General features: G+C 36.7%; 12 protein-coding genes. 4 read left to right on the top strand and 8 right to left on the bottom strand.

Annotated features, from left to right (window positions below; all coding sequences use genetic code 11):
* Positions 1 to 396: 396 nt before the first annotated feature.
* Positions 397 to 3,645 carry a DNA topoisomerase (ATP-hydrolyzing) subunit B gene (gyrB, locus tag F6K23_RS37110; protein ID WP_293165712.1) on the bottom strand — a complete coding sequence of 1,083 codons (3,249 nt, stop codon included), beginning with the start codon at positions 3,643 to 3,645 and terminating at the stop codon, positions 397 to 399.
* A 333-nt stretch (positions 3,646 to 3,978) separates the two neighbouring features.
* Complete coding sequence (locus F6K23_RS37105; protein ID WP_293165710.1) at positions 3,979 to 4,179, bottom strand: hypothetical protein; 201 nt, start codon at positions 4,177 to 4,179, stop codon at positions 3,979 to 3,981.
* Positions 4,180 to 4,487: 308 nt separating this feature from the next.
* On the opposite strand from F6K23_RS37105, the gene miaA reads away from it, so the two are divergent.
* Positions 4,488 to 5,402, top strand: a complete 915-nt coding sequence (miaA, locus tag F6K23_RS37100; RefSeq protein WP_293165708.1) for a tRNA (adenosine(37)-N6)-dimethylallyltransferase MiaA — start codon at positions 4,488 to 4,490, stop codon at positions 5,400 to 5,402.
* Between the two features lie 801 nt (positions 5,403 to 6,203).
* On the opposite strand, the gene F6K23_RS37095 is transcribed toward miaA, so the two are convergent.
* On the bottom strand, positions 6,204 to 6,806 hold the full coding sequence (locus F6K23_RS37095; RefSeq protein WP_293165706.1) for a 50S ribosomal protein L25/general stress protein Ctc: 603 nt from the start codon (positions 6,804 to 6,806) through the stop codon (positions 6,204 to 6,206).
* Positions 6,807 to 7,795: 989 nt separating this feature from the next.
* Entirely contained in the window at positions 7,796 to 9,130 is a 1,335-nt protein-coding gene (locus F6K23_RS37090) for an adenylosuccinate synthase (RefSeq protein WP_293165704.1), read from the bottom strand.
* Between the two features lie 1,188 nt (positions 9,131 to 10,318).
* On the opposite strand from F6K23_RS37090, the gene F6K23_RS37085 reads away from it, so the two are divergent.
* From F6K23_RS37085 to F6K23_RS37075, 3 genes are all read left to right on the top strand, one after another.
* Positions 10,319 to 11,371, top strand: coding sequence for an adenosine deaminase (locus F6K23_RS37085; RefSeq protein ID WP_293165702.1), 1,053 nt, complete (start codon positions 10,319 to 10,321; stop codon positions 11,369 to 11,371).
* Positions 11,372 to 12,331: 960 nt separating this feature from the next.
* The gene (locus tag F6K23_RS37080) at positions 12,332 to 13,333 is read left to right on the top strand and encodes a sugar ABC transporter substrate-binding protein (protein WP_293165700.1); all 1,002 of its coding nucleotides are present in this window, start codon (positions 12,332 to 12,334) and stop codon (positions 13,331 to 13,333) included.
* 193 nt (positions 13,334 to 13,526) lie between these two features.
* Positions 13,527 to 15,914 carry a hybrid sensor histidine kinase/response regulator gene (locus tag F6K23_RS37075; RefSeq protein WP_293165698.1) on the top strand — a complete coding sequence of 796 codons (2,388 nt, stop codon included), beginning with the start codon at positions 13,527 to 13,529 and terminating at the stop codon, positions 15,912 to 15,914.
* A gap of 334 nt (positions 15,915 to 16,248) precedes the next feature.
* Here F6K23_RS37075 and F6K23_RS37070 read toward each other — a convergent pair whose 3' ends face one another.
* From F6K23_RS37070 to F6K23_RS37055, 4 genes are all read right to left on the bottom strand, one after another.
* Positions 16,249 to 16,530: a hypothetical protein gene (locus F6K23_RS37070; protein WP_293165696.1), complete on the bottom strand. Its 282-nt coding sequence runs from the start codon at positions 16,528 to 16,530 to the stop codon at positions 16,249 to 16,251.
* A gap of 273 nt (positions 16,531 to 16,803) precedes the next feature.
* Positions 16,804 to 18,714 (bottom strand): transketolase C-terminal domain-containing protein, encoded by a 1,911-nt coding sequence (locus F6K23_RS37065; protein ID WP_293165695.1) that lies wholly within the window; start codon positions 18,712 to 18,714, stop codon positions 16,804 to 16,806.
* Positions 18,715 to 19,769: 1,055 nt separating this feature from the next.
* The gene (locus tag F6K23_RS37060; protein WP_293165693.1) at positions 19,770 to 19,997 is read right to left on the bottom strand and encodes a hypothetical protein; all 228 of its coding nucleotides are present in this window, start codon (positions 19,995 to 19,997) and stop codon (positions 19,770 to 19,772) included.
* Positions 19,998 to 20,002: 5 nt separating this feature from the next.
* Positions 20,003 to 20,221, bottom strand: coding sequence for a hypothetical protein (locus F6K23_RS37055; protein WP_293165691.1), 219 nt, complete (start codon positions 20,219 to 20,221; stop codon positions 20,003 to 20,005).
* Positions 20,222 to 20,450 lie beyond the last annotated feature (229 nt).

The raw sequence follows: 20,450 nt of genomic DNA, 5'->3' as shown, positions 1-20,450 counted from the left end.
TATTATGATATTTTTTAATGTTTTATTTTGTATATATTTTAAATATTTCATATACTCACCATCTCCCCATCTCCCCATCTCCCCATCTCCCCCTCTCCCCATCTCCCCATCTCCCCATCTCCCCATCTCCCCATCTCCCCATCTCCCCATCTCCCCATCTCCCCATCTCCCCACCTTAGCAGTAAGTGCGAGCTACATCTACATTTCCCTCCATAGAGTTGAAAATCTAGTAGAAGTTAAACGAGTACTTGCTTCATTCATTAAAAAGCTGAATGCGAGCGCATTCCGCAGGAAATGCTTACAATGCTATAGTGGCGATCGCCTACTTTATTCTAGAGTGAGCAAATATTGAGTTATACCATCCAACATCAACTAACATTTGCCCACCCTACCTAATTAAATATCCAGGTCAGTAATATTCAATTTTGGTCCATAAGTCTCAATAAACTCACGCCGAGGAGCAACCCGATCGCCCATCAATACAGTAAATATCCGATCCGCTTCCGCAGCATCTTCAATTTCTACTTGTTTCAAAGTCCGAGTTTCTGGGTTCATTGTCGTATCCCAAAGTTGTGCTGGCATCATTTCACCAAGACCTTTAAACCGTTGGATAGTATAGTTGGCATTAGCAGGAAACTCATTTTGAACCAGTTGGTTGAGTTCGCGATCGCTATAACAATAGTAATGATTCCGACCACGCTCCACTTTATACAAAGGAGGGCAAGCAATATACACATAACCCTGGTCAACCAACGCTCGTTTATATCGGTAGAAAAATGTTAATAACAACGTGCGGATGTGGGCACCATCAACATCTGCATCAGTCATAATAATTACCTTATGATAGCGTAGTTGACTCACATCAAACTCATCACCTTTGATACCCAGACCTAAAGCTGTAATCATTGATTGAATTTCATTATTTTTGTAGATCCTAGCATCATCCGTTTTTTCAATGTTGATAATTTTACCCCGCAACGGTAATATTGCTTGGAAACGGCGATCGCGACCTTGTTTAGCACTATTATGAACAAAAACTCCACTAGCTAAAGCAAAGTTATGAGTATTAGGAACTTCAATATCGTAAACATCCCGTCGCTCTTCCAGAGGTTCAATAGAAACAACCCGATGATTATAGTTACGAATAGCATCCCGCGCCAAAAATTCGTCTCCTCCAAAATAGCGATCGCAGAAAGTCTCAAACTTCAACATCGACTTATCCTTCTCGCGACGACGATAAATATCATACAAATCCAAATCTATGAAACGAGAACTCTGATAAACCTTATGCAACGCCTCAAGAGTCTTGCGATAGTAAGTTTTATTTAACGCCTCGCGACGCTTGGCACGAAATTCAGGAGTCCACTGTTCCTTAGTTTTTTCCCGTCGCCACTCCAACAAATCTTCATCTTGCCATTGCTGTTTTGCTACTTCAGAAGCTGTCTCCCGTGCTTCTGGGTTATTAGCAAAATAATCCCGCACTCGTTCAGCTTGAGCTTCACAGTTCTCAGCTTTACTCCAATATTCCTGCTGTGCTTTCATTAACTGTTCGCGATTTTCTTCACGATACTCTTCATTGCTATCATAAAACTCCCGCCATTTCTGAGCCATAAAAGCCTTATACTCATCAACTTCCCATTGTGCTTTAGCTTGTTGTGATAAAATCTCTCGCGTCTCAGGTTCCTGCATTCGTTCGCTCATCATCGCCCGAAATTCATCAGTTGTATGAGCTTGACGACTTTTTTCTTTAACATCAGGACGATGCAATGTGAATTCAAGATGTTCCCTGTGTAATGCCAAGTGATCCTCTGCTGGAAGTCGTTGAATATTGGTAGGATTATTATTGAGTTTATTGAAATCAACATGATGACGATGGTTGCCATCTGCTGACTTATATACTCCTGCATTCAAATTATAAAAGTCTGCCAACAAATGGGTATAAATCCACTTTTCTTTTTTAGGATTCCAAACCATTTCATAACCATCTAATCCCTGACCAGTTTTTGTCTTTTGAGATAACTTTCGATACAGAGGCATCAAAGCATCATTTGGTGTTAATAAAGCTGCTGGTTTATAACTACCATCTCTGAGCATAAAAGGATGATCTGGAGTACAAATGATAGTTTCATCATTATCCAAAGTTATCTTAAGAACTGTGGCATTTTTCTTAGTTATTCTTGCATTAATTATCCTTTCAATTGCCACATATCCATTATCATTAATTGTGTAACAAAAATGTTCTTTACCCTCAGCTTGTTCAGCTACTATTTCTATAAAGCTAAGTCTACGTCCATCAGCTAAAATAACTTGTTGATGGCCATCGTTACAGCCCCCGGCACTGTCTCCTTCCACAAGGTATATCTCGGATTCTTCAGGGTTTTTCGTACTGCAATCGGCTAGTTTTCCTGGTAATGGAGAAGATTCTAAAACTGATTTTCTCCTAACTAAATCCCTTGCTCGACGAGCTGCTTCTGCTGCTTTAAAAGCTTGAATAGCCTTCTCTAAAACTGCATCAGCAATTTGAGGATTAAAGTCTAAATATTCAGTTAAAACTTCTCCCACCAAAGAATCAACAATACCTCTAACTTCAGTATTGCCCAACTTAGTCTTTGTTTGACCTTCAAATTCTGGTTCAGGAACTTTTACAGAAATAACTGCCGTTAAACCTTCCCGGACATTTTCACCACCCAAATTAGAATCACTTTCTTTGAGTTTATTTCGCTTACGAGCAATACCATTCATTGTTCTGGTCAAAACAGTTTTTAACCCTTCCAAATGAGTACCACCATCAATAGTCCGAATATTATTGGCAAAACCAAGAACATTATCACTAAAAGCATCCACACACCATTGCAAAGCTACTTCTACTTGTACATCATTCTTTTCCCCTTGTACAAAAATCACCTCTTCGTGCAAAGGTTGCTTTTCCCGGTTCATGTAGATAACATATTCCTTAATCCCACCCTCATAACAATAAGATTCAACTCGTGGTTCATCACTTTTGATTAATTCTAGGCGGTGGTCTGTTATCGTAATCTTGACACCTGCATTCAAATATGCTAGCTCTCGCAGACGACCAACAACAGTATTGTAGTCAAATTCTATACCTGTAGTAAAAATTTGTTCATCGGGGAGAAAGTGTACTGATGTACCCTTACGCTTTTCTTTATTAGACTTAGATTTAAGGTTATCAGTAGGTTTGCCACGCTCATAACGTTGGAGATGTGTCTTTTTATCGCGCCAAACCGTTACCTCTACCCACTCTGAAAGAGCGTTGACTACTGAAACCCCCACTCCGTGTAATCCCCCAGAAACTTTATAACCACCACCACCAAATTTACCTCCTGCGTGGAGAACAGTCATAACTGTTTCTAAAGCGGACTTACCTGTTTTAGAATGGGTATCAACCGGAATACCCCGGCCATCATCTGTAACTTTCACAGAACCATCTTCATTCAGATCGACTTCGATGTGGGTGCAATAACCAGCTAGCGCCTCATCGATAGAGTTATCAACAACTTCGTAGATTAGATGATGTAGTCCACGAGGCCCTGTGGTACCGATGTACATTCCTGGTCGTTTGCGTACCGCTTCGAGACCTTCAAGAACTTGTATTTGTTCAGCGCCATAATCGCTGCTGGCCATAGCAATATCTCTCCTAATAATGGCTTTAATCGCAACTTTTGTCAAAAAATGATAAAGTTCTACTAAATTATAACATAAAAGCCTTAAAAGCGACTCTAGGCTATTTTGAAGAGAAATTTGTTTAGGGTCTGTAGGCAGTTAGGAGTCAGAAGTCAGAAGTCAGAAGTCAGGAGACAGAATCAACAAAAATTTAGACAGAAGTTCCGACCTAAAAAAAAGATCGGGACACCCTTATGTGAGGTGGGGATGAATACCGACCCAAATATATAAAACATCGGCCTAATTTTAGTTGCTGGTGAGACCCCAACTTTGATATCGGCAAGGGGTCTGCCGTTATATGAATGTTAACGGGAGGGGAGTTGCTGACCAACAAATAAACCGCGTAGCGTCCGCTCGATCAGGGTTTTTCGGTAAACCCTTGATGTAGTCTCGAATGATTTGGACAACAGATAAATCTTTGCTTTTAGCGTATCGATTAATTTTTTCATATTCATCTTGATTTACTCGAATTACTATCGGTTTATCTCTTGTCATTGTACGCCTTTTTGTGTTACTCTGACTGTATTAGGAGTGGCAGTAATACGCACCTGAGAACAGCACTACCGAAAACAAATAGCGAGTATGGGGTGCTTTCGGGAGTACAGAATTGTTAAGTACAAAAAGGCGGTGGGTCTCATCGTCTGGTGTCTGTCGAGGGTTAAGTGGTTGCACTCCCTGTGTTCGCGCAGCGTTGCGCCAGCAAAACAGAAAGCCCTATCTGTGAGGAAGGGAAGCCTACATCATAATCTTTGATTTGATGTAGGAGAACGTCACTAACTTGTCTAACTTTTGATTTTTGACTTTTGACTTTTGACTTTTCTCTAATTACTATTTGTGGGCCTACTGCTACGGGTAAATCTGGATTAGCCTTGGATTTAGCCCAGAGATTAGGATCGGCGATTATTAGTGCAGATTCTCGTCAAATATATAAATATTTTAATATTGGAACCGCAAAACCAACTACAGCAGAACGGGAATTAGTACCTCATTACTTAATAGATATTTGTGAACCCACGGAAACTTTAACTCTAGCAGAATATCAGGAACAGGCACAAGATTTAATTAATAAAACTAATGTGGTATCTCCGAGCTTATTAGTGGGGGGGACGGGTCTATATATTAAGTCAGTAGTTAAAGGTTTAAAGATTCCTAGAGTTGGGCCTAATGAAAAGTTGCGATCGCAACTAGCAGATTTAGGTCAAAAACAATGTTACGAAATGTTACAACAAGTTGATGAGATTGCTGCTCAAAAAATTCATCCTAATGATGCGGTACGAACGTTGCGAGCATTGGAAGTTTTTTATGTGAGTGGGAAACCCATTTCCCAACAGCAGGGAGAAAATCCACCAAATCATCCAATTTTGCAAATAGGATTGGATTGTGATGTGGAAATTTTGGGTGATCGTATTCGTCATCGGACTAATAAAATGGTGGATGTTGGGTTAGTGGAGGAAGTCAAATTTTTGTGTGAAAAATATGGTGCGGAGTTGCCATTGTTAGATACATTAGGTTATGCAGAGATGAAGCAATATTTGGCAGGAGATATTAGTTTAACTGAGGCGATAGATGCAACAGTTTTACATACTCGTCAGTTTGCCAAGCGACAACGGACTTGGTTTCGAGCGTATCCAGAAATTGAATGGTTTGATGCAGCAACACCAGGTTTATTAGATCGAGTTTGGGAGATAGTGGAGGAGTTGATATCATGTAGGGAGTAGGGAGTGGGGGAGTGGGGGAGTGGGTCCGATTAAATATTCAAGTAATTATAGAATTATAGACATATATTATATAACCGGATTCTATATCAGAGATTCTGCTATTCCTTGTCGATCAAACTGAAGATTTATATCATGTCCACTTAATAGCGTGATCATAAAATTCTTAGGTGTTAGGTGGTAGGTGGTAGGTGTAAATTCAAGAGGGAACACTGGAAACGGAGCAAAAATGTGAGATATTTCTTCAACATTTAGGGGAGAACATTTTTATTATACTTAATCATCCGGACATGATATTAGGATGCGGAATATGCACCGAATTTTTGAGTTATTCAGTATATAGTTTTCGTAATTCCTCTGTTGACTGGAGTTTAGACTAAATTTTGGAATCTTCAAATAATCTACCCAGAAGCAATGAAGACTTGGAACTCACAACCCGATGTAGTCCAGTAGGTAGGTTTGAAGTACGTTAGCACAGCTTATCAGCAGGATAAACCCAACACCACTAGCACTTAGATAGAGCAAGAAAACCTAAAAGGATAAAAATTAAGAAATATGATTTGATATTTTGCCTAAGTCCTGCAAGTGATAGAAAATCAGTTTCCTGGTAATGCTAACTATATTATCCAACCCACATTCCGCATTTTAATTTGAATATTACTGACTTGGATATTTAGTAAAAAATAGGGAGGGCGAAGGTTCTTTTTTAGCAATTCTCGTAGAGACATTTCATGGAACGTCTCTACATTTTTTTTTCACACCTATGTCATAATAATATCGACTGATATTTACAAAATCTCTGCTTTATTCTGCTCCTTCACTCTCTGACTCTGACTCTGTAGATGACGTAGTCACAGAAGCCATTATACGCGCTAACACTAAGTCTGCTTCTCCTGCCGCTTCTACTCCTTCTGGTAAAGTAATTTGACTCAGCTGAAGAGACTCTCCTGACTTCAGACTGGAGATATCTATCTCCAATGTTTCAGGAATTTTATCTGGTTTGCATCTGATTGCTAATTCTGTAACAACCTGGTCTAAGATTCCACCATCTACCTTAACTCCTACTGGTTCACCAACCAAATGTATAGGTACTTCTACATCTAGACTTCCATGAGCAGCTACGGAGAAAAAACTTAGGTGAAGAATTAAGGGTTTATAGGGATGAGATTGAACTTCCCGAAGAATAGTTTTGCCACTCCAAGAAATATCAGGAACTTGAAGATCGATAATAGTATTATTAATAGAGGTATCCTTTAACAATTTCTGTGCTTTTTTAACTTCAATTGTTAATGGAACTGATTCTGTACCTTGATGACCATATAATACTGCAGGAATTAATCCTTCTCTTCTCAGAGCTTTGGTTTTGCTACCTTCAGGTCTTTTTTGACATTCTACTGTAACTTCCATCTTGACTTTTTTCGCTTAGTTTGCTTACCAATTATACCAAATTTTTGGATACATAGCATTGACAATTAATTTGAAGAAGGCAGAAAGCAGCTATGCTGAAGGCAGAAGGGAAAATTGTTTATGAATTCAAATTAGACAGTGGGGTATTAAACCCGCCACTTAACGAAGTCAGAAGTTATTTTTGTAAAGGGGATTTGAGAAAGGTTCCAAAAATATTTTGCCTTAAAAGGCGGGGTTTTAGACCCAATTATTTTGATCAAAGATAATGTCCGTTTAATAACTATCTGGAAAAAACACTCTTTTCACTTCAACAACAAATTTCTCTGTTTTCCCTACTCCCTTATTTATAAGTATTCAATCGGACTGATAACCTAAAACCTGAGCAGATAATTACATTGTAAAAGAACGTTTAGATATTCTAGTTTCACAACTTATTGTCATAAAAAATCTCTTAGGATTGAGGAATCTAATTTTCAATTTTTTATCTATATTCTGGTTTTACCAAACTTCGGTAGTGGTGCATTGTAATGGTATAACTAGTGGGAGCATCTTGCTCCCGTTCTAAGTTTTGCTTGTCTCAACCTACTATTACAACGACAGAAGTAACAAATCTTCTAAAACATCTATAATTATACTTTTGGCAGAAGTTAGTATCCAGAAGGAATAACAGAAATAGAGAGGTATTAAAAAAACGGAATAAATTAATATTTAACTTTTACTTTTGCCAGCAATTTATCATTTGAGTAGGTTGTTCAACAATTAATAATTAATAATTACCTCTTCTTTTCAAGGAGATGATTGACCCTTAAGGAAAAATTTTTTTTCTCCTTTAAAGGAGAGGCTTTAAACCTTAATTATTCGGTAAAGTCAAATAAAAAATAATTTTTGAGAAAGAACGGGAGTTACACAATTTTTCTCTCCTTCCTTCAAATCTAAACTATTAGTTTAAGATTTGTTTATACCCAATCCCAAAATCAAATTCCCTCAATCTAAGAAATAATCGTAGTACCATGGGAACCTAAGAGTGCCCGCTTTGGTCCGTGAATTGGGTCTTCAACTACAATAGTCTGGTCACGACTAGCTCCTAAAGACACAATGGCAATAGGTACATTCATGAGATCTGCCAAAAACCGTAAATAATCCAAAGCTTGCTTGGGTAAATCTTCAAGACTTCTACAATCAATAGTTGGCTTTTGCCAACCAGGTAAAGTTTCATAAATCGGCTTACATTTAGCTAGCTGCAAAGAACTACTGGGAAAATCTTCACAACGCTCACCTTCCATTTCATAAGCTACACATACCTTAATATCTGATAATTCATCCAATACATCCAATTTAGTAATTGCCATACAATCCATACCATTAATTCGGACTGCATAACGTCCAATTACCCCATCAAACCATCCACACCGACGTTCACGACCAGTTGTTGTCCCAAATTCTGCACCGCGATCGCGTAGCAATGTCCCTATATCATCTTTAGCTTCCGTGGGAAATGGTCCTTCTCCCACTCTAGTAGTATAAGCCTTCGCCACCCCAATTACTCGGTCAATCATTGTTGGCCCTACTCCCGCACCCACACAAGCACCTCCTGCCACTGGATTTGAGGAAGTAACATAAGGATAAGTACCATGGTCTAAATCTAAGAGAGTACCTTGTGCCCCTTCAAATAAAATATTGCGTCTGTGCTGAATTGCATTGTAGATTTTTAAAGACGCGTCTATAACATTAGGTCTGAGGCGATCTGCATACTCCAGATATTCTTTTACTACCTCATCTGGGTCTAAAGGAGATAGATTATAAAGCTTTTCTAAAATTACATTCTTATAGTTAACTGTCCAATTTATCTGTTCTCTTAATCTATCTGGACTGATCAAATCAATCATCCGAATCCCAGTACGCTCAGACTTATCAGCATAAGTTGGACCAATACCTCTTCCTGTAGTTCCTATTTTTTGACTGCCTCTACGTTCCTCCGATGCCTGGTCTATTAGTCTATGGTAAGGCATTGTCACATGAGCAGCTTGAGAAATCATCAAATTTGATGTGGAGATTCCTAAAGCTTCAACCTGGTCTAATTCTTCAATCAGAACTTTGGGGTCGATAACTGTTCCAGAGCCAATGATACACTCAGTATCAGGATAAAGAATACCGGAAGGAATTAAGTGTAGTTTAAATGTTTGACCATCAACAACGACAGTGTGGCCAGCATTTACTCCCCCCTGGTAACGTACTACCACATCTGCTGACTTGCTCAACAAATCAGTAATTTTTCCTTTTCCTTCATCGCCCCACTGGGCACCTATCACGATTACGTTAGCCAAGGGTCTCCTCTACGGATAGTTAACACAATTTGCTATTGTTGCATCAACTAAAAATTATGTCAATTAATTTTTGTTAATTATTGTTACAATAATCCGTATGTCTAAAACTCTTGCTGTCATTGAGGGTTCAAATAATAGAAGTCAGGGGTCAGGAAAAATGGGAATTATATCAGGAGGTTAGAAGGAAGAATTGTCTGAGATTTTTCAGCTTAGGTCTGCTCAAAATATTAGCTTTTCACTCCTAAGAACTAGCTCTTTAATTTCTGTGAAAAAAGGTTTTTAGGTTTAACACTATCTGTGAAATGCTTTTATGCTTAACCAGCAAGCTCTAATTATCAATTGGTAAAGAGGCAAAAATCAAATAGTCTGATTTTGTGTTGAAATACTGTTTCGATTCTTTAATTCTGACTAGGTGACTACTGATTTTTTAATCCTAGAAAATACTATTGCTGTCTTAGATAGGATATAGAATTATAGCAACTCCCAAGAAGCGTGAGGTACAAAATTCGTAATTTTTAGTAGGGGCGTTAACGATAGTTATGCGCAAGTTAATGGCCGTTCTACCTGTACAGGAGTAGCGGGTGTGGCCTTACGGGGTGCGATAGCTTGAGCTACTCTGGAAGAGGTTACTGGGACTTACACAAAATAGAGCTATAAAATATTCTTAAATATATAGAGGTAGAGAGTTTGACATCAAAAAGGTATAATTCCTTCACAAGCAGGGGTTCCAGCCATTTTTAGGGCATTGACTTAATTCCCTTACACAGAGAGACTCTCAGGCATTTTTTGATCGGAAAATGTGTAAGTACCATTAGATGCATCTGGTAGTGCACTCCTGCAAGATAGTAGGGAGTATAAAATCAGAAAAAGTACTGTATCTCAGTAACTTGAGAAATGCCATATCAACATTAACTACATATTCAACAGAAGTAATACCAATTTACTTAAAAAATATCACAAATAGTTGATAACTGATGAAGTTAAATAATAAGCTGAAATTACTGTATAATAGAGGTTTTAAGTGCCTAAAATATCACTTCTGACTTCTGACTTTAGTGAAACGGTATAACCCTCAGTATTTAGATAACTAACATTTCATTTGTGCAAAACTTATTTAGGACAGCTATATATTACTTAAACTAGGATTACTTATTAATACTTATACTTACAAGGATGAATTAGATTTTTATGGCTTTACACGCAGAATTACATCGACATTTAGGAGGTTCCGTAGTTCCTAGAGTTTTATGGCGATATTTCCAACGTCAAAACGAAGAGCTAGCAAACCGTTTTCCCGAATATCTACAATTTGAAGAATTTTACACCAAACCAAGAAACACATTAGATGAATATTTAGAACTACATACGTTAGTAGAACAGGTTCAAACTATTGAAACATTGCCTTACTTTATTTATCGCTTAATTCGAGGTGCTTATACATTTGAAAATTTAGCTTATTTAGAGTTACGTTATACACCTTACTTGAGAACTCCAGAGCATTTATCTCAGTCTGAACGTATAGATTTAATGTCAGAAATAGTTACAACTGTGGGTAAGGCAAGTCAACAAAATGAATACCCGATTGTTACTAGCCAAATTCTATGTATGCACACTAGGTTACCCTATGAAGTGAATCAAGCAATTGTAGATTTAGCAGTGCAAATGCCAGAATATGTATGTGCGATAGATTTAGCTGGTGGAGATAATCATTATGGCGAACGTATAGATGAGTTTATTAAACTGTATAAATATGCGCGTTCCCAGAGGGTGAAAACGACTGGACATCTTTATGAAACTCCCAACGGTTGTCATCCAGAATTACTACCTTATTTAATGCGAATTGGTCATGGCATTCAAATTCCTTTAAAACATCCAGAACTATTAAAAGAAGTAGCTAACAAAGGGCAATGTTTAGAAGTTTGTCCAACTACTTATTTCAAAACAGGTACTATGGATAATATGAGTCAGTTAAAGACAGTATTTGACCAATGTTTTGATGCGGGAGTAGATATTGCTATTTGTACAGATAATGCTGGTTTACATAATGTACGTTTGCCGTTTGAATATGAGAATTTACTAACATTGGATGTGATTGATTTTCGACAACTACAAGCTTGTCAAAATGCAGCATTTCGTCACGCTTTTGCTTGGCCTCATGGTAAGCGACCAGAGGAAATGTTAACAGGATTATTACAGCCAGAACTTATAGTTGCAGGAGCCGTAAATTCTAATCTGGTATAAAAGCAAAAAGTACATTTCTAAGGCAGCTTCACTCTATAAAGTAGGCTGTTTTTTTATCTAATATGAAATAGGCCGGAATTTATATTTTTAGTTAAAGGAAAATCTCCTTTTAACTGGAGTTGCTTTAAACTTTAATTATTCGGTAAAGTCTTTTAACTGCCCTTATTATTCGTGACATTCTTTTTCCAAAGTTGGTGTTATTCAACAATTAATAATTAATAATTAATTATTAATTATTAATTATTACCTCTCCTTGAAAAGAAGAGGATTGACTAATTATGAAAAAATTTTCTTGTTTCTCCACAGCGAGTGAGAGGCTTGAAACCTTAATTATTCATAATAGCAATTATTCAATATAATTCCACAAAAAATAACTTAGAAATTAATACCTAGAAGGAATCTCTCTAATCCTATTTGTTATCTATATCTATTATTATTTTCCTTTTTTTTCAGTAGAACATGGTAAATTTTGGGCACTATGTATCAAATTGTAAATTAACTCAAAAGTTTATCTTCATTCCTTTGAGGTTTTTTTTGATTAAAAATGCAACGTCTTTTTTTTAGCTTGCTCTACTGATTCTTCCTTCTTCTTTCTTACTTCTTACTTACCTTTGTGTAGCATTAATAGTCAGGTTAAAATAATTATTAATCAAAGTAGATATTCTAGAATAACTATGTTAACTTATTAGATAATCATGTCTCAAACTCTTATCTAGGTCAGATGTTTTAACCTCCAAGCTTGATTTTTATTAAAGCTGCATTTCTATAATTTTGTAAATAATGCAAGGCATATCTCGATCGAGGTTATTTTTTCTTATTTTGTCATAACTACTCTGAAAGAGACATCAAAGTTTGCTACTACAATTATCATCAATCGAACTCGAAAATCAAATAACCAACATGAAGCTAAATAATCTGTATGATTCCTGCTATTTATTTCGACCAACTATGATAATATTCATGCTTTGTTTATTAAATTTTGGCTGTAATAACCAAGCCAAAATTTCAGAAAATTCCGAACCAAGCTTGTCAAAAAAACAGTTATCTTCTCCAGTTAGTCAAGTATCAGACGAAATTTTTCAAACAGAAATCAAAGCTAGCAAACCTTGGAAAATAGCCTACATCCTCAAAACAACTCCACAAGAACCTTATTGGAAAGATGTTCAAGAAGGCGCTGAAAAGGCAGCACAAAATTTTAATGTAGATATAAGTATAATTAATTCCGAAAAACCTCAAACAACAGAATTTGTTGAAGACCAAATTATTCTAGTAGCAAATTTAATTGAAACAGAAGAAATAGATGGAATTATCATAGGTTCATCTGATTCAATTCGATTAGTTCCTGCCATCGAAAAAGCTATTAATTCGGGTATACCAGTTATTGCTATGGATACTCCACTTAATAGCGATAGAATACTAACTTTTGTTGGATTTGATAATTTTGCTGCGGGAAAATCAATGGGTGAGTGGGTGGTTAAAAAATTAGGGGGAAAAGGTACAGTAGCTATTTTAGATGGTGCGCCAAATCACGATAATGCTATTCAACGTCGCTTGGGTTTTACCGCAGGTTTAAAAACAGGGGATATGAAAATAATTGCTATTGAATCTGCTAATTGGGAGCAATCAAAAGCACAAGAAATTACCACAAATTTGTTGAAAAAATTTGACAATATTGATGCAATTATAGCAGCAAATGATAGTATGGCTTTAGGTGCTAGTCAAGCAGTAGAAAATAGTCAATATCCGCCAGTAATTATTACAGGATTTGATGGTCTAGAAAATGGTTTACAAGCAATTAAACAAGGTAAAATTACAGCTACAATTAATCAAGCACCAAAACAACAAGCACGATTGGCAATTCAATTAATGATTCGACATCTAGAAAATGGAGAAACTTTTCCCAATATTATCCTTTTACCAAATACTGAAGTAATAACTTCAGAAAGTTTTGAAGAAAAATAATGGGTGCATCTCAATGGGTGAATAAAGCCAAAAATTTGTCGCTTTTAGGTAACAGGCAACAGCTCCGGAAAGCAACAACTCATCTGGCAACAGGGAATAGGGAATAGGGAATAGGGAATATATAGGAAAAAAGTATTTTTGCGAATATGAGATGCACCCAAAATAATAGTCAATAAATTTAACTATTAAACCCATGAATAGAAATAATCTTTATACCAATTTTGTTGATCCTAATTTAAAAAATCAGCAATTAGAACAACAACCAACATCTTTGAGAAAACAAATAACATTTAGAGTTATTATACTGAGCTTAATTGCCATTCTCGGTATTACAGCTACAACTTTGCTAAGTTTGTTAGTGACAATACAACAAGCTCATCAAAAAATTAATCATGCAAAAGTAGAAGCAGCTACAAGCTTTAACCAATTTTTTTTAGCACTAGAAAGCGATATGGTAGCTACAAGTGCTGCTTTATCAACAACTAATAATATTAATAAAATTAACTTGATCATGAATCAGATGCGAGATAGAAATCGCTCTTTTTTAGATTTAATAGTTGTAGGTATGGACGGGAAAGTTTTGGTACAAAATAGTAGATTTAATCGTCCAAAACAAAAACAAATAAGTCAACAACCTTGGTTATCCGATCGTGGTCGAGTTGAATCTTTATATATTAGTAACGTCAAATTTGAAAATCAACAACCATATTTAGAAATAGCGATCGCTGTTACTAATGATATTGGAATTTCTCAAAGTTCATTAGTGGCGAGAGTTGACTTGACAGAATTATGGGATAAAACAATTGAAATTAAAGTCGGAAACAACGGTTATGTATATATCGTAAACAATGAAGGCTTAATCATTGTTCATCAGAATCAAAATTTTATTCAAAAAACAACGAACCTTCAAGCATTATCTAGTAGGAACAGCAGCAAATATAAATCACAAATCAATATATATCAAGCAATTGATAAAAATTGGGTATTTTCTAACAGTCAAAATTTAGCAAAAGTACCTTGGTTAGTTATTGTTGAAGAACCAATACAAGAAGCACTTCAACCATTCCTAATACCAGTAATATTTTTATTGCTGACTCTCCTATCTATAGTCTTAATTGTCTATAATATAGTTTCTTTTACTCGACATAGAATTGTATTACCATTACGCTTTATAGACCAAGCCGTAACTACTATGGCAAATGGAGCATTAAAGCATAGAATAAAAGTTAAACATAATGACGAACTAGGAGCTTTAGCACAATCCTTTAATCAAATGGCTCAACAGTTACAAAACTCTTTTGAAGCATTAGAAACTAGAGTCAAAGAACGTACTGCTGAATTAATGGATGCAAAAGTAGTTGCTGATACTGCTAATAAAGCAAAAAGTGAATTTTTAGCAAACATGAGCCATGAATTACGGACTCCTCTAAATGGAATATTAGGTATAGCCCAACTTCTGCAAAATTCACCAAATTTTACATTTCAAGAACAACAAGAAGTAGAAATTATTTATCAATCTGGTTCTCATTTACTAACACTCATTAGTGACATTCTCGACATATCGAAAATAGAAGCTGGCAAACTAGAATTTTTACCAGAAGAGTTAGATTTCCCCAAATTTCTTCATGGAATAGTTGAAATATTAAGGATTCGTGCCCAAGAAAAGAAAATTTATTTGAACTATCAAGTTACTGACAAATTACCTCCTAGAATTATAGTAGATGAAAAAAGATTAAGACAGGTACTAATTAACTTATTAGGAAATGCCATTAAATTTACTGACCAAGGGGGAGTTAATTTTAAAGTAGGTTCTATCGGAGAAAATGATTCACAATCAGAAAAACAGCAAAAAATTCGTTTTCAAGTAGAAGACACGGGTCAAGGTATTCATCCCCATAACTTAGAAAAAATATTCCTACCATTTGAACAAGTAGGAAAGAATCAAAACAAAGTTGAAGGAACAGGATTAGGACTAGCAATTAGCAACAAAATAGTAGAGACAATGGGAGGTTCATTAAAAGTAACCAGCAAACCAGGAATTGGTAGTATTTTCTGGGTAGATTTAGACTTACCTCTAGCTCCAGAATTACCACAGCAAGTAAACTCAAATTCATCATTAATTACTACTCAAAAATCCAATAATTCCCAGTGCAGAAAACAATCTATTGTACGCGTTCTCTTAGCAGAAGATAATCCTGTAAACCAAATTATTGCGAAGAAGATGTTGCATCGCTTAGGATATACTATAGAAATAGCAAAAAACGGTTTAGCCGCAGTAGAAGCAGTCAAAAACCAATTCTACGACATCATCTTTATGGATATACAAATGCCTGAAATGGATGGGATAGAAGCGACCCATCATATCCGTCAACAATTTAAAAATACTGCATCTACTTGCCAACCTTGGATTGTTGCTATGACAGCAAACGCAATGAAAGAAGACCGAGAAAACTGTCTCAAAGCAGGTATGAATGACTATCTAAGTAAACCTGTACAACTACATGAACTCGCTGCAATTCTAGAAAAATTCCTTGAAGAAGGAGTCAGGAGTCAGTCCTCAGGAGTCAGGAGGGAAAATTGAAAATTGCATGGGGACTACTTCCCCAAACAATTTTGAACACCGCAAGTGACGGTGGGGTATTAAACCCACATCCATAAAAGATAAATTAAGGCAGTTCTGAAAAGTGCTTGACTTAGTAATATCATGTCCGGTTGAATACTTATAAATAAACGATGGAGGAGTCAGTCCTCAGTCCTCAGTCCTCAGTCCTCAGGAGGGAAGAAAGAAGAAGAAAGAAACAAGAAGAAACAATAAAGAGGAGGAAAAGGAGAAAGTTTTTTTATCACTAATTATCCGGACATTATATAATATTATATTTGGTTGAACAGTTTAAATAATTTTTAGAGATAATGTCTTAATCACTAGGCAACTTTTCCCCAGAACAATAATCGCAAATTCCGCCACCTAAAGAAAAACAATAGCACTTAGTAGCTATCTCTTCAAAGTTAGTTTTCTCCTTTTTAGAAGGTTCAAATTTTACCCAAGGTTCTTCAAATTCATCATCATGTCTCATCCACTTACCTTCATCAACAAGTGTCTTATAACAATTACCACTACCACGAGGAAACAGGACTACATAGTCTTCCTGAAATATTACATAGTATCCTCTGTCTCTCCATTCTTCTGCTAAGGCCATATTTTTTTCGGTTTTTTTGAATTATGTGTTTGAAATAGCAGTCAGGGGTCAGCAGTCAGCTATCAGCTTTTCAAGGTGTACAATAGGGGATTCAAACCCCCATAAAAGGCGAACCCTTGGATTTTTAGCTGATAGCTAAATGCGCTCAAGCTAATAGCGAGTTAAATTTTATCAGCACTTACGCACAGATACTAAATCTAGTTAGGGCGAATGCCATTCGCCCCTACATATGGTGTATGATTTGATATTTTGCGTAAGTTCTGTTGAAGAAAATTAGCTAGCTAACTCTTTAACCTTACTCATAATACCTTCAGGATCGATCCCTTGATGAGGGAACTGTTCCCATAGACCACCACAACCTTCTTGGTGAGTAGCTAAGTAACCAAACTTAGGAGTCAGACCACGTTCCAATAACCAAGAACCGAAACGACTACCTAAACCTGTACGACGGTTGAACGCTTCAACAACCAATACAAAAGGAGCACTACCAACCTTCTGCAACATATCTTCGTCAATAACATTTAGAGTAGGTTTATTAATCAAACCAACATCTATTCCTTGCTGTTTCAAACGTTCCACTGCATCAAGAGAGCGATATAACGCATCACCAAAACTGACAATATAACCTGCTGTACCTTCCCGGATGACTTCATCTTTGCCAGGAGTAAACTTATAACCTTCACCAAAAAATTCATTACCATTGCTATCTAGCAGAATTGGTACTTTAGAGCGAGTGGAGAAGATAAACCGCATTCCGGTTTGAGTAAATACTGCTTCCACACAAGCTTTCATTTGATTCGCATCAGCAGGGAAATATAAGCGAGTTTCATAACCATCATCAAGACCGTTATCAGCAAACATATTATTGATGCCAAAATGACAAGTATTATCTGCCATGTCATCTATACCAGCATGGGAGAAGTGACACAAAACGTTAGAATTGTTCAACCTTGCCATTGTAATTTCAGAAATACACATTTCTAAGAAAGCACTGAATGTGGCAAAAATACCTTGCTTCCCTGCTTCCATACCAAACCCCGCAGCAGCAGAAAAATTGCCACGCTCCATGATACCACCACTAACAAACCGCTCTGGAAAAGCATCATGAATTTGTTTGAAACCGCAAGAACCTTCTAAGTCACTGTCAACAAATAAATGATTTTTGCGTTCCTCTTCACTCATACCTTTGAGGACAGATACCACACTCTCACCAAAGACGTTGCGGTTAGAACCCATTTTGTCACTTACACCCATGAAAGTGTAACTTTGCTTTGGTTTTTCAATATCCTTGAGATAGTTAACTGCTTCAGTTCTGCCTTTTGCATCTAGATATTCGATCGCTAACTTTAGAGGAATCACATCATGTCCGTGGGTAGAACCTTCTAAACCTTCAATACCCACACTCATTTTCCGCTTATTAATCACAGCGATCGGACCTTCAGTTGTAGCCGCCTGACATATTCGTTGATACAGACTGTCTAAATCTTCCCCATCTCCTTCGAGTACAGTTAAGCCATGACCTGTTAAGGTTTTGTTGAGGTCGTAACCTTTTAAATAGTCGGAGGGATGACCCGCAATAGTAACATCATTATCATCAATTATCAATTTAACATTGAGATTTTGTGCTACTGCCATTCTAGCTGCTTCAGCATCGTTACCCTCTTGCTGGGAACCGTCGGAACCTAAGCAAAAGACTAACTTATCAGGATTTGCCATTGCCACACCGTTGATATAAGGCCACATATGACCTAATCTACCAGAACTGAATTTTACCCCTGGAGTAAATCCTAATTCTGGGTGTCCTGGTAAATGAGAATTAGCTGCCCGATAATTTACCAGACGTTCCACAGGAAGTTCTCCTGCTATAGCCGCCATTAAGTATTGAGTAGCTACGCGGTGTCCAGCTTCATCAAAGAAAATAGGTACAAATTTTTCTGCTGCACCTCGGAAAAAGGCATCTAAAATCATAACTTCGGGTACTGTGTCATAAGGGCCACCTGTATGACCTCCTACTCCTCTAGCAGCACCAGTGGCAGTGAAGAAGATTATTGTATCACGGCAAAGTTGAATATTTGCTTTGAGTGTTTCCCGTTGTTCGTCTGTGAGAGTTGGGTTAGTGGGGTCGAGAGAAAGTGGTTTATAGCTTCCTATGTCAATTGGAAATGGTGCTGTAGTAATTGTCATGGTTAATAGGATTGATAATATCTATCTATGCTTTATATATCTGTGTCCATGATTTATTTCATACCTATGATGAGGGATAAAATGTTTATGGACAAAGAGTTAAAGAAAGCCTACCATAGTTGGTGAGTTTTTTAATAATTATTTTATTTTTTTACTATCGAGTGAGGGCGAATGCCATTCGCCCCTACATCTAGTTTGTAGGTTGGGTTGACAAAGGAAACCCAACAAACCAATCTTTATTGTTGGGATTATTGGGTTGTGAATCGCAATTTTTCCTTTCCTTTGGAATGCTACGCAAACGAAATGCTCTGCCAACAGGTGGTGGTGCAAAACAAAACTTACAGTATGATCGCTAATTATTTGAACTTGATATTGGATATTATTTTCTTTTGCTCTTAGTCGATATCCTAAAAATCAAGGTGGTGGTGCATTGTAATGGTCGTCTATGGCTTTGTTGCATGAAAGTATATAGCTGTCGCACTTGCTTGTGCATATCTACAACAATAACGCGCTGAAACTGCTGTAACTGTTGGACAATAGATAAATAGAACATCAGTATTTGAAATCAAAAAGCTGAAACCTTTACAGGTAAAAACTTTGAGATTTTAACGGTCAGCCCTAACTATTGGACAATAGTAAATAGAACATCAATAGTTGCGTGCTTAGAGCGATATAGCTGCCACCATCCTCCGCCAACGCTTTCTCAGCAGAGCAATAACTATTGGACAATAGTAAATAGAACATCAATAGTCGCTTTCATAGAGTGATTAAGCTGCCGCCACCATCCTCCGCCAACGCTTTCTCAGCAGAGCAATAACTATTGGACAATAGATAAATATAACATCAATAATCGCTCTATGAAAGCGATTAAGCTGCGGAATGGATGTTAAGAACGCTACTTTCATGCAACAAAGCTGTGGTCTATTGTCATTATTTTGGTCAAGGACAAAATCAGTGGGAGCATCTTGCTCCCTCCAATTATTTTGATAAATTAAGGAAGTTATGAAACTTCCCTACAGAGGATTTCAAAAAAAGGTTTATATTTGCTGAAGATGTCAAGGTAGTGGTATATCAACTGCTTTAAATGGAACTTTCACTACTGAGTCAGCTCTGAAGAAGTACAAATTTAGTCGTATTTTGGGAGGTAGTTTTTCATTAAACTTATAAACTCGAAGTCCTGTCTTACTGTCACCAAATGTAGAGGAACCGTTATGTCTAATAACTTCACCACTTTCAGATTCAAATTCAATACCTTTTAGCTTTGAGTCTACATCCCTAATCAAAATGATTATGCTCTTGTCTTGTGGGATAGAAGTAAGCATAGAAGCAAATATAGAACACTTAAATTCTGCAAAAAACTGGTCAAAGAACGAGCAAACATAGAGTCTTCCTCTTGCTGAGTAGCCTGCCGATCGACTGGACATTGCTCATCTTGATTCATATCCTCTGGTTTTTGAATCAAAACCTCAATGTCTTCAGACTTGAGAACTGAATTGGAAATTGGCACACCAGTCTTTTCCAGGATATTTTTCACTGTTATCGTTGATTTTGCATTTTTGATTATACCTGTAAAGAATTATCCGAAGGAAAATCTTTTGCAGAAATTAGAGGGTGATTAACTGTTGAATGAAAATTGTATAAAATAGTTGCTAGAAGTAGAAAAGTGTGTTAATATTAAACAGGTAACTAAAGCTTAGGAAATAATTCATGTGAATGCGACTTGTTGACAGACATAT

The sequence above is a fragment of the Okeania sp. SIO2C9 genome, assembly GCF_010672455.1.
GTDB lineage: Bacteria > Cyanobacteriota > Cyanobacteriia > Cyanobacteriales > Microcoleaceae > Okeania.
Note: the sequence above shows the minus strand (reverse complement) of the source record. Positions and strands in the feature narration are given on the sequence as shown.